The sequence below is a fragment of the Novosphingopyxis baekryungensis DSM 16222 genome (assembly GCF_000420305.1).
GTDB lineage: Bacteria > Pseudomonadota > Alphaproteobacteria > Sphingomonadales > Sphingomonadaceae > Novosphingopyxis > Novosphingopyxis baekryungensis.
Map to the genome: position 1 here is coordinate 123,838 of NZ_ATUR01000008.1, position 13,878 is coordinate 137,715.

The window sequence follows — 13,878 nt, forward strand, 5'->3', positions numbered from 1 at the left end:
TCTTCCCGATAGGAGAGTTCGTTATGGAAACCTTGACCGCCGCACAATATTTCTTCGTCTACAACGCATTTTCATTCACGCTGGCCACGATGGCCGCAGCCACCCTGTTTCTCTGGCTCAGCCGCTCGCAAGTGGCCCCCGCATACCGCACGGCACTGACGGTTTCAGGCCTCGTCACCGCCATCGCGGCCTACCATTATTTCCGTATATTCGAGAGCTGGTCGGCAGCGTTTTCTGTCCGCGACGGTGTTGTCACGGCAACCGGCCTGCTGTTCAACGATGCCTATCGCTATGTCGACTGGCTGCTGACCGTGCCACTGCTTCTGATCGAGCTGGTGCTGGTCATGCGTCTGTCCTCCTCCGAGACGGCCAGCAAGGCCACCCGGCTTGGCTTCGCAGCCGCGCTCATGATCATCCTCGGCTATCCGGGCGAAATCGCGACCGACAACACGACACGCGCCATCTGGGGTGCCATTTCCTCCATCCCGTTCGCCTATATCGTGTACGAACTGTTTGTCGGTCTGGGTGCCGCCATCCAGCGTCAGCCCGAAGGCGCCCGCGTGCTGGTCAATCGGGCCCGCTGGCTGACCTTCGCATCATGGGGCTTCTACCCCATCGTCTATATGATGCCGTTCACCTCCTTCTCCGGTTCCTCGGTCGAGACGGGGCTGCAGATCGGCTACACGATCGCCGATCTGATCGCGAAGGCCGGCGTGGGCGTGCTGGTGTTCATGATCGCGGTCCGCAAATCGGCAGCCGAAGGCTATGAGAATGGCGTGCTTGCCGGTGCGCCAGGATTGCCCGCCGATGGATCGCCAGCGGCATCCCACGTGGCGTCCCCAGCGGCTGGCCAGCCCGACACGCATAACTGAGGCAAAGCGGCATGGCCGATACCATGCTGTATCGAGGGGGAGTGGCCGCTATGCGGTCGCTCCCCTTTCCGCTTGCCCCCTTTCGATTTCCAACGTTGAGCGCAATCCGCCGCGGCCACGGCACGGCGCTCGCGCTGATCACCGGCGGGCTGATCGCGGCGCAGGGGATGGGCCTACCGCTCGATGGCGGATCGGCCACGGCGATCGCCTGCGCCTTGCTGCTGGTGGCCGGACTGCCGCACGGGGCGCTCGATATCGAACTCATCTCCGGCCAGCACGCACGGGGCATATTGCCGATGCGGACCATGCTGGCCGTCTATCTCGGTCTTGCCGGGGCCATGCTGTTCTTGTGGTGGGTGGCTCCGGTGGTCGCCTTGGTTGTATTTCTGCTGACCGCCATCGTCCATTTCGCTGAGGATTGGGAAGGCATCAGTGCGCCCGTCCCGATGGGCACAGCCGCCGCCCTGCTCTGCGCGCCGGCGCTGGGCCACCATGCGGCGCTGGCCGCCCTGTTCGTCGATCTGTGCGGCGATCCCGATGCGGCGCTGGTCGCGGATGGCATGCTGCTATTGGCCCCCGTTGCGCTGTGCATGGCGCTGGTCTGCATCGTCCGGCTGTTCATGCTGGGCCGGCGGTCGCAGGCGATCGCCACCGCCGCCGCGCTGACGGCGATGGTCATTCTGCCCCCGGTGGCAGGGTTCGCCATCTTCTTCTGCTGTCACCATTCGCCCCGGCACTTGGGCGAGGCGTGGCGCACGACCGTGCGGCGCTCAAGCCTGCCGGGCCGTTCGCTTGCCATCGCCATGGCCCTGACCCTGGCCGGGCTGGGCATCGCCGCCGCGCTGTTCCTGCTTGCGCCGCGCGCCGCTTTGTCGGCGGGTGCGGTGGTCGCCGCCTTTACCACGCTGTCGATCCTGACGGTGCCGCACATGGCGTTCCCCGCGATTGCAGCCCGACTGGTCGGCCGCGCCCACCGGCATTCCGCTACCCCCGAATGATCCTGGCGCAGAAGGCCGCTTATCCACGCACATCCATAACCGACCCGAATAGCGGCAGAAGGCCGGAATTCTCCCGAAAAACTGCAGATGGCACACCCCGAGGATGATCGGCTCGGCTCGCTGCGTTAGATGCCGAACGACCGCTTGCGTTGCGTGCCAATGGTGGGCCGAACCATATTGTTCTTCCTGATCGTCATCCTGACCGTGGTCGCCCTGCGCTGACGGCTACAGCCCGGCCTCCACCGCGATGCGCACGGCATCGGCCGTGGTCGCGCTGTCCAGCTTGGCCAGCATCAGCGAACGGTGCATCTTCACCGTTTCCTCGCTGAGGTGCAGCGTCCAGGCGATCTGTTTGGACCGCCGGCCATCCGCGACCAGTTGCAGAATCTCGCGCTGTCGCCGGGACAGACGTTTCACCATCGACACAGCCCGCTCGTGCCGGGTCTGCGAACAGGCAAGGGCATCGAATGGCAATTCGACCTGCGATCCCAGGAAATACTGCAGCCGGTCATGCTCGTCGAACAGCGGAACGACCAGCACGGCATTGCGGAAAGGCGTGCGGTCGCGCTTGTAGTTCATGATTTCGACCAGGACGGGCTGATGACGGGCGATGCTGTCCTTGATCCGGTGGGTCAGCCACGGTTCGGTATGTTCGCCCGCCAGGAACTTGCAGTTCCGCCCGACGATCTCGTCCCGGCGGTAGCCGGTGAGGGCGCTGAATGCATCATTGGCGACGATGATCGGATTTTCGGGTTGCCACGGGTCGCTCACCACGGAGGCGACCGGGCTGTTGCGTATCGACCGGATTACCGGATGATCGTCCTGTCGCCCCGCCCCGTTCATGTGCGCCTTCCTGTGGTCTGCATGGGAAGATTAGCACAGAAAGCTCGGATAGATTAATTATAATGGGACAAGATATGGCTGAATGCGCCGAACTTTGCTTTCGTCAGGATCGGCACGGGCAGTCTGCGCCCCGCCCAATAGCATCTATACTCTTGCGTCATGCTCGGCGTCCTCGCGCTTGATCTGCTTGTGCGCTTCCTCGTCCAGCCCGGATTTCCAGTAGCTGGAGATATATAATCGGTCGGACGTCATGCCCAATGCGCCGCGCAGATATTCGCGCAGGCGCCGCATCGACTGGAATTCGCAGGCGGCCCAGCCATAGCTGCGATCGGCAGGCCAGTCGGCACGGCGGAGCGCATCGACCAGCAGATCGGGCTGCGTGCCCGGGCTGCGGTTGCACAGCCAGTGGATGTCCATGCCGGGCGGCGCGGCTATCTCCTGCGCGTCCGCCGGGTCCTGAATTTCGATAAAGGCCATGCCCCTGGCGGATCGGTCAAGCGCTTCCAGATTGACGCCGATCGCCGGCAGCGCGGTCATGTCGCCCGCAATAATGTAGAAGTCATGGCCGGGCGGCAGCGGCTTGGCCGGGCCGGGGCCGCCGACCGGGAGGCCATCCCCCACAGCGGCGCCAAGCGCCCATTCGGTGGCTGGGCCAACCTCCCCTGTCGGCGTCCGATGCACCACGAAATCGATATCGATCGCGTCCGGGCGCTGCGCGCGGATGGTGTAGGTGCGCAGCACCGGCTTGTGACCTTGCGTGCCATCATCGAGCCGCAATTTGACATAGCCGCCCGCCTGGTCGCCGGGAAAGTCTGCCATGCCGCTGCCACCGAGCGTCAGGCGCAGCATGTTCGGCGATAATTGGCGTCTGGCCTTGAGCTGCAAAATGGGTGGCGGGGGTCTGGAGGCCATGATGATCCTATTCGCGAATGATTATCATTAGTGTATGGATCGGTGCGTCGGATCACAAGATGGCCGGCCTTCACCCGTCTTGCAAAGGTACGAAGCGCACTTGCAGATCGTCTAAGACAAGGCTGCCACCGCCCGCGCGCATGCGCCATGTGACGATCGCTTATGGTCTGCACCGCAGCGGTGCGGTACAAGCCCGGGCATGACCGAACAGCCCGATACAGCCGCCCGTTTCTACAGCCTGCACCATCATGGCTTCGTCCGGGTGGCGGCGGCCACACCGGCGGTGCGCCCGGCGGACGTGGCGTTCAACCGCGACGCGATTTTGGCGCAGGCCCGCGCGGCGGATGCGGCATCGGTCGATCTGCTGGTCTATCCCGAACTGTGCCTGAGCGCCTATGCCATCGACGATCTGCATCTGCAGACGGCCATGCTGGAAGCGGTGGAAAACGCGATCGCCGAGATTGCGGAGGCCAGCGCGGACCTCTCGCCCGTGCTGCTGATCGGGGCGCCCATCGCCTTTCGCGGGCGCATCTACAACTGCGCGCTCGCCATCGCACGCGGGCGGGTGCTGGGCGTGACGCCCAAATGCTTCCTGCCCAATTACCGCGAATATTATGAAAAGCGCTGGTTCTCCAACGGACGCGGTGTGGCGAACGAGGCGCTGCTGATCGCCGGGCAGACGGTGCCCTTCGGCAGCGATCTGCTGTTCGAGGCCGATGACATGGCCGGCTTCAGCTTCCACATGGAAATCTGCGAGGATTATTGGGCGCCGATCCCGCCCAGCAGCCATGCCGCGCTGGCCGGGGCGACCATCCTGACCAACCTGTCGGCCAGCAACATCACCATCGGCAAATCGGACGAACGGCATGTGCTGGCGCGCGCGCAATCGGCCCGCGCGGTGGCCGCCTATGCCTATTCCGCGTCCGGACCCGGGGAGAGCACCACCGATCTGGCCTGGGACGGACAGGGCATGATCTATGAGCTGGGCGATCTGATGGCCGAATCGCAGCGCTTCGATATCGAGCCGGAACTGTGCATTGCCGATATCGACGTGGCGCGCATCCGGGCCGAGCGGATGCGCATGCAGACCTATGGCGATGCCGCCGATCATGACGCCGCCGCCGTGCAGCGCTTCCGCCGCGTGCGCTTCGATCATCAGCCGCATGGCAGGGACGTTGGCCTGATCCGCCCCGTGCGCCGCTACCCCTTCGTGCCCAACCGGCAGAGCCATCTCGATCAGGATTGCTATGAGGCGTTCAGCATTCAGGTGGAGGGCCTGCGCCGCCGGTTCGAGGCGACGGGCGCGAAGCATCTCATCATCGGTATATCGGGCGGGCTGGACAGCACCCATGCGCTGATCGTGGCGGCCAAGATGTGCGACAAGATGGGGCTGCCGCGATCGACCATCCTCGGCTTCACCATGCCCGGCTTCGCCACCGGAGACGCCAGCAAATCCAATGCGTGGAAGCTGATGAAGGCGATCGGCTGCACCGCGGAGGAGATCGACATCCGCCCCGCCGCCACGCGCATGCTGGAGGATATGGGCCACCCGTTCGCGGACGGCGAACCGGTCTATGACGTGACGTTCGAGAATGTGCAGGCAGGCCTGCGCACCGATTATCTGTTCCGGCTGGCCGGGCAGCGTCAGGGCTTCGTCGTCGGCACCGGAGACCTTAGCGAAATGGCGCTTGGCTGGTGCACCTATGGCGTGGGCGACCAGATGAGCCATTATGCCGTCAATACCGGCGTGCCCAAGACGCTGATCCAGTATCTCATTGCATGGGCGGCGCGCACCGATCAGTTCGATGCCGCCTGCGACACGGTGCTCGAAGCGATTCTGGGTGCGGAGATCACCCCCGAACTCGTACCCGCCGGAGAAGACGGCAAGGTGCAGAGCACCGAGGATGCGATCGGCCCCTATGCGCTGCACGATTTCTTCCTGCACCATATCGTGCGCTATGGGCAGAAACCCAGCAAGGTGGCGTTTCTGGCATGGCATGCCTGGCATGATGCCGCCGCCGGATCATGGCCGGTCGGCGTGCCGGAGGACAAGCGCATCGCCTATGATCTGCCCACGATCCGCCACTGGCTGGAGCGTTTCTGCCAGCGCTTCTTCGCGTTCAGCCAGTATAAGCGCTCCGCCATTCCCAACGGGCCGAAGGTAAGCGCGGGCGGCGCGCTCAGCCCGCGCGGAGACTGGCGCGCGCCCAGCGATGCCAGCGCCGATGTGTGGCTGGCGGAACTGCGCGCCAATGTGCCGGACCGCGCCTGAAACGCCGCGCAGCCCAGCACTGTTGGCCTTAAAAGGTTTGTAAATGCTTTCCTGTCATCCCGGTTGGCATGGTAAGCGAATTCATCCCGTCCAAATGCACTGCATGCCGCGAAGGCCAGGCCCTCGATTTCGACATTGCCATGGCATTTCAGCCGATTTTCGACATGCGCACCGGGATTCCCTGGGCCTACGAAGCGCTGGTGCGGGGGCCCAATGGCGAGTCGGCCGCGTCCATTCTCGATCGTGTGTCGCCGGAGAATCGCTATACCTTCGATCAGCGCTGCCGCGTGGCCGCCATCGAGGGGGCGGTGGCCGCCGGCATCCTGCGCAGCGAGGCCAAGCTGTCGATCAATTTCATGCCCAATGCGGTCTATACGCCCAAGGCCTGCATCCAGCTGACGCTGCGCACCGCCGCGGAGCAGGATTTTCCGCCCGAGCGGCTGATGTTCGAAATGACGGAAAATGAGCGGATGAGCGACAGCGCGCATATCTGCAACATCATCGACAGCTATCGCAATATGGGCTTCACGGTCGCGCTGGACGATTTCGGGTCCGGCTATGCCGGGCTCAATCTGCTGAGCGAGTTCCAGACCGACGTCATCAAGCTGGACATGGAGCTGATCCGCAACATCGACACCCGGCTGCCGCGCCGCATGATCGTGGAAAGCATGGTGGCGCTGTGCCAGCGCATGGGCATCATCGTGATCGCCGAAGGCGTCGAGACCGAGGCCGAATATGACGCGGTGCGCGCCATCGGCATCGATCTGATCCAGGGCTATCTTCTGGCCAAGCCGATGTTCCAGGGCCTGCCACCGCTCGCATGGACACCGCCGGAACTGCGCGAATTGCGCCTGGCGAGCTAAAAGCGCAGTCCGCTCGACCCGCTATTTCAGCGTTTCGATAATCGCCGAGAAATCCAGCCGTTTTTTGCCATCGCCGGCAAAGGCTTCGTACAATTCTCTCGCTTTTGCGCCCATCGGAACATGGGCACCCGCGTTCTCGGCAGCATCCATGGCCAGGCGCAGATCCTTGAGCATCAACCCTGCGGCAAAACCGCCCTCGAAACCCTTGTCCGCCGGGCTTTGCGGGCCGACGCCGGGCACGGGGCAATAGCTGGTCATCGACCAGCTCTGCCCGGAACTAACCGAGGCGATATCGTAGAATTTCTGCGCGTCCAGCTCCAGCTTCTCGGCCAGGGCAAAGGCTTCGCAAGTCGCCACCATCGTCGCGCCCAGGATCATGTTGTTGCACATCTTGGCCGCCTGCCCCGTGCCATTGGTGCCGGCATGGATGACCGCCTTGCCCATATCCTCAAGGATCGGCGCGGCGCGGGCAAAGCCCTCGTCCGACCCGCCGACCATGAACGTGAGCGTGCCGCCTTCCGCCGCCGCGATGCCGCCGGACACCGGCGCATCGACCGCGACCAGCCCCTTCTCCGCCGCCGCTTCCGCCACGGCGCGGGCGGTGGCCACGTCGATCGTCGAACAATCGATCAGCAGCGTGCCGTCTCTTGCATGGGCGAACAGGCTTTCCTGATAGACGCTCTGCACATGCTTGCCTGCCGGCAGCATGGTGACGATGGCCTCGACATCCTTGGCTGCCTCCGTGGCACTATCGGCGATGGCGCACCCGGCCGCGCGCGCCTTGTCCAGCGCGTCCTGCGACAGATCGAACGCTTTGACCGCGTGCCCCGCCTTGGCGAGATTCGCGGCCATGCCGCCGCCCATATTGCCGAGCCCGATAAATGCGATGGCCGTCATATTACTCTCCTGCATTGCGTGTTTGCCCACCAACGGACCAGCGCCGTCAGCGTTTCCTATAGATCGTTCTTGTCCTGCCGCCGGGTGCCGAGCAGGACTTCCCGCTCCAGATGCGCGCGCAGGCCGCGATAATAGTCGGTCAGGAACTGGCGATCGTCGGGTATGGGGCCGGTATAGCCGATGCGCTGCGCGATGGCGTCCGCCACCGTGCGCTGCGCCTGACCATCGCCGGAGCGCAGCACGTCCTCCAGCTTGTGCAGCTCGGTGATGCCATATTGATCCAGCGCGGCATCGGTGAAATCGAAATGCACCGTCCCGCCCGCCGCCAGATCGTCCACGCGCTTGACCTTTTGCCGCTCGACCACCCAGGTACCGGCCAGCAGATCGCCGATCCGCATCCGATCCTTGTTGAACAGCAGGAACAGCGAAAAGCCGAGCGCCCAGACAAAGCCCGCCAGCACCGCCCAGCCGCCCGCATCGCCGGTGGCGGCCATGCTGCCGAGCACCATGAACGGCAGGAACAGCTCCACCTCCCGCATCAGGTTGCGCGCCACCACCTGATCGATCGACAATGGCCCGCCATCGCGCGACACGACGCGCAGGCCCAGAAGCCGCTTGCCGAAGGTGGCCGCCTTTGGCCGCGATTCGAGCAGGAGGAAATACAGGTTTCGCAGCACGAAACCGGACAGCGCGATGACGATCGCGATCGGTTTCATCGCGTTGCCGCCAAAGGTACCGAAGGCGAAAAGCAGCAGCAGGAACAGCGCCAGCATCAACAGGCCGATGATGATGAAATCGATCATCAACGCCATGAAACGCGATGCCGCCGAGCCGATGACGATGCCCAGCGGCACGCCTTCGGGCGTCACCAGCTCCCGGACGGATGACGCCGCGCTGGACATGTTGTCCTGTCTGGAAACCTTGCCCGGCCTAGCCATGGTCGAACCGGCTCCTGGCGCGCAGGAGGTAGAAATAGCTGCACCAGCCGAGCAGCATCAGCCCGCCGATCGCATAGCGCGCGCCGGTGATATTGATCGACTGGCGGCCCACACCTTCGAGGATGCCCGCCACCAGCAGCATCACCACCACGCCCACCATGGCGGTGGCTGCGCTGCGCCCGGTTTCGGCGGCAGCGTCGATCCGGCTGCGGTCGCCCGGAAAGGCCACCGCCGCGCCGATGCGGATCCCGGCGGCGGCGGCTAGAATGATCGCGAACAGCTCGGTCGTGCCGTGGATCGAGAGCCAGCCGCCCATATCCACCAGCAAGCCATGGGAGGCGTAGATTTGCAGGAACGCACCGACCATGCAGCCATGATACAGCACCAGCAAGATCGTCGGCAGGCCGAAGGCAAAGCCAAGCGCAAAACACAGGATCGCGATCTGGCTGTTGTGCACGAACAACTGGATCGCAAAGCCGGTGAGGAATCCGTCGCCGCCACCAAACAGCATCTCGCGCAGCTGCCCGGCGCTGGCCGAGGGATCGCGCCCCTGCGCCAGCTCGGGCGGCACGAACGCTCCGTACCAGCTGGGATCCGACGCCACGAGGCCCCAGCCGATCACGCCGCCGATCACCAGCAGCAGCAGCATGGCCAGCGTCTCGCGCCACAAGGCGCGCACGGCGGCGGGCCAGTCGATCAGGAAGAACCGCGCGACGCGGCTGCCGAGCCCGGTGCGGTTGCCGTAAAGACGGTAATAACCGCGCAGCGACAGCGCTTCGAGATGGGCGAGCAGCGCCTGATCGAGCGAAATCGCACGCGCCAGCGAGAGCGAGCTGAGCGTGGCGCGGTACAGGCGCGGCAGTTGCAGCAATTCCTCTTCGCTCAGCCGCTTGGGCCCGCGCTTGTCGAGCCTGTCGAGCAGCGCTTCGAACGCCGCCCAATCGGCTTCCCGCTCGACCCGGAAATTGGCGACGCTCTGGATCGTCGCGGTCTGCATGGAAGGGGCGCGGGTCATGATGATGGGCGCTCCGTGCACGGTGGCATGGCGAGGCGTGCGGACCCGGTCCGGGCGGCACGGCAAGGATGGCTATGTGGTCTGGAACACCGATCGGTCATAGTCGCTGTGCCTTTACGATATCGAGATAGCGCCCGACCAGTTGCGGGCCCATGGCGCGCCAGTCCGCCTCCAGCACGTCCGCGCCGGCCAGTTTCAGCCGCTCGATCACCAGCTTGCGCTCCCGCAGCAAGGTGCCGGCCGCTACGGCGCGCGCGACATCGCGGCTGTCCTGCGGCGCGGCATCGATCGCGCTTTCCAGCTCCTCGTCACGCATGATGAGGAACAGGACGATATGCTTGGCGGTGAGCCGCCCGACGGTGCGCAGCATCAGCTCCGCGCTGGCCGGATCGACGAAATCGGTGAAGATGACGACCAGCGAGCGGCGGTCGAGCCGCGCATCCAGACTGGTCAGGCCCAGCGTGAAATTGGTTTCCTGCGCCGAATAGTCGATCTGCGCCGCCAGATGCTGCAACTGCGCGAAGCCACTGGTGCCGCGCACCGCGCCGCTGGCAACATGCGGATGCGAATCGAACGCGAACAGCCGCACGCCGTCGCCCGCTTTCAGCGCCACGAAGGCGGTCAGCAGCGCGGCGGAGATGGCACGGTCGATCCGCGGCAGGCCCGCCACCGGCGCGCTCATCAGCCGCCCGCTGTCGATCGCCAGCACCAGGCTGTTGGCGGTCTCGGCGCGATATTCCTTGGCCAGCAAGGTGGAGTGGCGCGCGCTGCGCTTCCAGTCGATCGTCCGCCGTTCCATGCCGGGCCGATAATCGGTCAGCGACTCGAACTCGCGGCCCTGCCCGATGCGCGGCTCGATCCGCTCGCCGATCATCGCATCGCGGCGCAGCAGCTGCATCGCATCCTCGCGCACGCCCGCCAGATCGGGCTGGATCGCGACCTGCGTCTGCGGATCGACCACGCGCTGCTTCCACACCAGCCCGAACGGCCCGCGCCAGCGCAGCCATAACGGCCCCAGCGTGGACAGGCCGCGTCGCACCGCCATCAACCGCTGCTCCGCGCCCGCAGCCCCCTCCAGACGCATGACAGGCGCCTGCGCCCCGCCTGTCGCAAGCAGCGCGTCATGGCCCAGCCGCGCCTCGACCGGGCCATCGATGCCCGACACCGCGATCCGCACCGGCACCGCGCCGCCCACGCCAATCTCCGCCGGGGCCGCCAGCGTCCATTCCAGCGCCTTCAACCCTGTGCCTGCCAGCGCATCGACAGCCATGAAGCCCAGCACCAGCGCGATCCACAGCAGCGCCAGATACCACCAGCCGGGCGCGATAAAGGCGGCAAGCAGCGCGGGCAGCGCGCCTGCCCCGGCCAGCGCAATGGCCCGGCCGCTGGGATAGATCATCGCGGTGCCTCGGTCGCCTCGACCAGCGCCTGCACGATCGTCTCGATATCGCGCGCATCGATCTGCGCCGTGGGGGACAGGGTGACGCGGTGGCGCAGCGCGGGCACGGCCAGCATCTTCACATCGTCGGGGATCACATAATCGCGCCCCTCCAGCGCCGCCCGCGCGCGCGCACCGCGCGCCAGCATCGCGCCGGAACGGGGGCTGGCGCCGATGCCTATATCCGGGCTTTCGCGCGTGGCGCGCACCAGCCGCACGATATAATCCGCCACCTCATCCACCAGAGTCACCTGCTCGACCGTTGCCAGCGCCTGCGCCAATACCGCGCCGTCCGCCTGCGCGCTGATCGCATAATCGCCCGGCCCCTGCCCCGCCGCGCCGCCGCCATGGGCCAGCACAATCGCGCGCTCCTGCGCCGCATCTGGGTAGGACAGGACATGTTTGAACAGAAACCGGTCGAGCTGTGCCTCGGGCAGTGGATAGACGCCCTGATGTTCGATCGGGTTTTGCGTGGCGATGACGGTGAAGCGGGGCGATAGCGTGTGCGTCTCGCCATCGAAGGTGACCGAGCGCTCCTGCATCGCCTCCAGCAGCGCCGCCTGCGTCTTGGGCGGGGTACGGTTGATCTCGTCGGCCAGCAGCAGATCGCAGAACACCGGGCCTTTCATCTGCGTGAAACTGCCGGTCTGCAGATTGTAGATATTGGAGCCGATAATATCGCCCGGCATCAGATCGGGCGTGAACTGGATGCGGCCATAATTCAGGCCGAGCGCGGCGGCAAAGCAGCGCGCCGTCAGCGTCTTGGCGGTGCCCGGCGGGCCTTCCAGCAGAATGTGCCCGCGCGCAAACAGTGCCGTCAGCATCAGATCGATCATGTCGGTCTGCCCGGTGATCGCCTTGGCCGTCTCCCGCCGGATATTGTCGGCCAGCGTCTGCACGCCCGTGATGTCCATCATGTCTGTCCTTTTATCCATTGGGCCAGCGCGCGGGCGTGGCGGTGCAATTCTTCTTCCCCTTGCGCGTTTTCCACCGCGCGCAGGCGGGTTGTCAGGGGCTGCGGATCGCCCGGCCCAGCGGCGCGATGGTCGAGCCAGGCCTCCAGCTTGTCACCGCTGAGCGACGGCGGCGCGCCCAGCCGTTCGGCGGCACGGCGGCGCATCGTTTCGGCATAGCTGGGCCCAAGCCCCGGCAGCTTACCCGCGCGGCTCAGCAGATCGGCCGTGGTATCGAGCAGCGCGCTTTTGCCGAAGGCGAACACCCGCCCCCGCTGCGCCACCGGGCCGAAGCGCACAAAACCGTGCAGCAGCGCCAGCAAGCCTGCGAACAGCAGGATCAGCGTAAGCGGCAGGAAGGGCGGATCGAGCAGCAGCTTGCCCAGATTGCGGCCCTTGCCACTGGCCAGCCGCGGCGTGGCGATCAGCAGCGGATCGCCGGTATAGCGCAGCGCATCGACCATCGTGGCCATGGCCCGCGCATTGGCGATATCGTCCATCCCGGCATTGTTGATGAAGTCCGGATCGGTCAGCACAAGATGCGGAAAATCCTCGGCCTCGATCAGCAGGCCCGGCGGGAAGCCATCCAACTGATAGCCAGCGTCCGGCGCGCGCTGGAGCTGCTGGGGCGCGCGCACCGTGACGCCCGCGATCGACAGCGGCCCATCGACCGAAACCCGCTCGATGTCTCCCGGCAGCACGGCCTGCAACAGCGCATCCAGCCGGCTGCGCGCGGCAAAGCCGGTGCTCCGGACGCGATTGCCGTTCATCCCGATCGGGCGCACGTCCCATTTGGGCAGCACCATCAGCATAGGCTCTTCGCCGCGCAGCGCCGCGATTTCCTTTACCATATCCGGATCATCGGTCTGATCGACGAACAGGATCAGCAGGCCGGGGCGCGCCAGATCCTCCTGCCGGCTGAGCAGCTGCGTCTCCGGCCCCGCCGCCTTCATCAATTGCACGAAACCGGAATAGCCCACCGCGCTGTTGGATGCGGGCGTGGCGGTGACGCCGATCTTGCTAACCGCGTTCGGCGCGTAGCTGGCGAGCACGAAGAACAGCAGGCCCGCGATCAGGCTGGCGGCGATGCCCAGCACCACCATGCGCTGCGTGAACGGGCCATTGGTTCGCGCGCTACTCATGCCGCGCGCCAGCTTTCGCGAAAGGCGAAGCGTTCATAGGCGGCGCGCGCCTCCGTCCAGCCCTGTTCGCCCACCGGCTGCCGCGCGAACAGCGCCCGCTCGACGATGTCAGCCATGGCGCCAAAAGCCTCGCGCGCCCGCTCCGGAAGGCTGGGGGCGGCGGCAATGTCGCGCGCGGTGAGCGATGGCAGCAGAAAATCGGGCCGCCGCGTGGCGATATCCTGGACCGAGCGGTGTAGCAGCAGATGCACCGCCTGCGCATAATCGCCGCGTGCTGCCAGTGCTTCGGCTTCTTCCAGCAGATGGCGTGCGGCCCCCGCTTCGGGCTGCCAGCTGTCGGTCGGCTCCGCATCGGCGCTGCGCTTCTGCCAGGGCCAGCGGATCGCCACCCCCATCACATCGCGCAGCACCCAGAACAGGATCAGGGCGGCCAGCAGCGCCAGCATGGCCCAGAAGAAATAGGGCGCCCCCTGCAGCAGCCATCGAAACAAGGCGATGACCGGCTCCAGCCAGTCGGGCGGAGGCGGTTCGCGATAGGGCTGCAGATCGAACTGGATGGCGCGGTCCTGCAACAGCGCGCGGTGCGCCGTCTCCAGACTTTCCTGTCCGGCGCCCCCCGCCGCTGGAACTTGGCCAACCGTCATCGCGCGCGACAGTGGCGAGCCGCCCCGTGATTGGCAAGCGCTAGACGCCCCGCCCGCCACGCTTTATGCGGCAGGCCTGAATTCACGCCCA

Annotated in this window: 13 protein-coding genes; 4 read left to right on the forward strand and 9 right to left on the reverse strand. The window is 65.7% G+C overall.

Annotation, left to right across the window (positions count from 1 at the left end):
• Positions 1-23 precede the first annotated feature (23 nt).
• Complete coding sequence (locus G410_RS16880) at positions 24-872, forward strand: bacteriorhodopsin-like (RefSeq protein WP_022674213.1); 849 nt, start codon at positions 24-26, stop codon at positions 870-872.
• 95 nt (positions 873-967) lie between these two features.
• Positions 968-1,870 (forward strand): Brp/Blh family beta-carotene 15,15'-dioxygenase, encoded by a 903-nt coding sequence (locus tag G410_RS0113590; RefSeq protein ID WP_162604100.1) that lies wholly within the window; start codon positions 968-970, stop codon positions 1,868-1,870.
• 225 nt (positions 1,871-2,095) lie between these two features.
• Here G410_RS0113590 and G410_RS0113600 read toward each other — a convergent pair whose 3' ends face one another.
• Both G410_RS0113600 and G410_RS0113605 read right to left on the reverse strand, forming a co-directional pair.
• Positions 2,096-2,713, reverse strand: coding sequence for a LuxR C-terminal-related transcriptional regulator (locus G410_RS0113600; RefSeq protein ID WP_022674216.1), 618 nt, complete (start codon positions 2,711-2,713; stop codon positions 2,096-2,098).
• A gap of 144 nt (positions 2,714-2,857) precedes the next feature.
• On the reverse strand, positions 2,858-3,625 hold the full coding sequence (locus tag G410_RS0113605; protein ID WP_028971481.1) for a siderophore-interacting protein: 768 nt from the start codon (positions 3,623-3,625) through the stop codon (positions 2,858-2,860).
• A gap of 199 nt (positions 3,626-3,824) precedes the next feature.
• Here G410_RS0113605 and G410_RS0113610 point away from each other — a divergent pair, with 199 nt between their 5' ends.
• Positions 3,825-5,897 carry an NAD(+) synthase gene (locus tag G410_RS0113610; RefSeq protein WP_022674219.1) on the forward strand — a complete coding sequence of 691 codons (2,073 nt, stop codon included), beginning with the start codon at positions 3,825-3,827 and terminating at the stop codon, positions 5,895-5,897.
• Between the two features lie 68 nt (positions 5,898-5,965).
• A complete protein-coding gene (locus tag G410_RS16885; RefSeq protein WP_022674220.1) occupies positions 5,966-6,760 on the forward strand; it encodes an EAL domain-containing protein in 795 nt (264 codons plus the stop codon).
• A gap of 21 nt (positions 6,761-6,781) precedes the next feature.
• On the opposite strand, the gene mmsB is transcribed toward G410_RS16885, so the two are convergent.
• The 7 genes from mmsB to G410_RS0113650 all read right to left on the reverse strand — a co-directional run bounded on the left by mmsB (position 6,782) and on the right by G410_RS0113650 (position 13,787).
• Positions 6,782-7,657 (reverse strand): 3-hydroxyisobutyrate dehydrogenase, encoded by an 876-nt coding sequence (gene mmsB / locus G410_RS0113620; protein WP_022674221.1) that lies wholly within the window; start codon positions 7,655-7,657, stop codon positions 6,782-6,784.
• Positions 7,658-7,713: 56 nt separating this feature from the next.
• Positions 7,714-8,595 carry an RDD family protein gene (locus tag G410_RS0113625; RefSeq protein WP_245559369.1) on the reverse strand — a complete coding sequence of 294 codons (882 nt, stop codon included), beginning with the start codon at positions 8,593-8,595 and terminating at the stop codon, positions 7,714-7,716.
• On the reverse strand, positions 8,588-9,610 hold the full coding sequence (locus G410_RS0113630; RefSeq protein ID WP_028971483.1) for a stage II sporulation protein M: 1,023 nt from the start codon (positions 9,608-9,610) through the stop codon (positions 8,588-8,590). Before G410_RS0113630 ends, G410_RS0113625 begins: the two co-directional genes overlap by 8 nt.
• Positions 9,611-9,707: 97 nt before the next feature.
• Positions 9,708-11,009, reverse strand: a complete 1,302-nt coding sequence (locus tag G410_RS0113635) for a DUF58 domain-containing protein (RefSeq protein ID WP_022674224.1) — start codon at positions 11,007-11,009, stop codon at positions 9,708-9,710.
• Positions 11,006-11,962: an AAA family ATPase gene (locus G410_RS0113640; RefSeq protein ID WP_028971484.1), complete on the reverse strand. Its 957-nt coding sequence runs from the start codon at positions 11,960-11,962 to the stop codon at positions 11,006-11,008. Before G410_RS0113640 ends, G410_RS0113635 begins: the two co-directional genes overlap by 4 nt.
• The gene (locus G410_RS17505; protein ID WP_022674226.1) at positions 11,962-13,143 is read right to left on the reverse strand and encodes a hypothetical protein; all 1,182 of its coding nucleotides are present in this window, start codon (positions 13,141-13,143) and stop codon (positions 11,962-11,964) included. The genes G410_RS0113640 and G410_RS17505 overlap by 1 nt, the downstream gene beginning before the upstream one ends.
• Positions 13,140-13,787: a hypothetical protein gene (locus tag G410_RS0113650; RefSeq protein WP_022674227.1), complete on the reverse strand. Its 648-nt coding sequence runs from the start codon at positions 13,785-13,787 to the stop codon at positions 13,140-13,142. Before G410_RS0113650 ends, G410_RS17505 begins: the two co-directional genes overlap by 4 nt.
• Positions 13,788-13,878 lie beyond the last annotated feature (91 nt).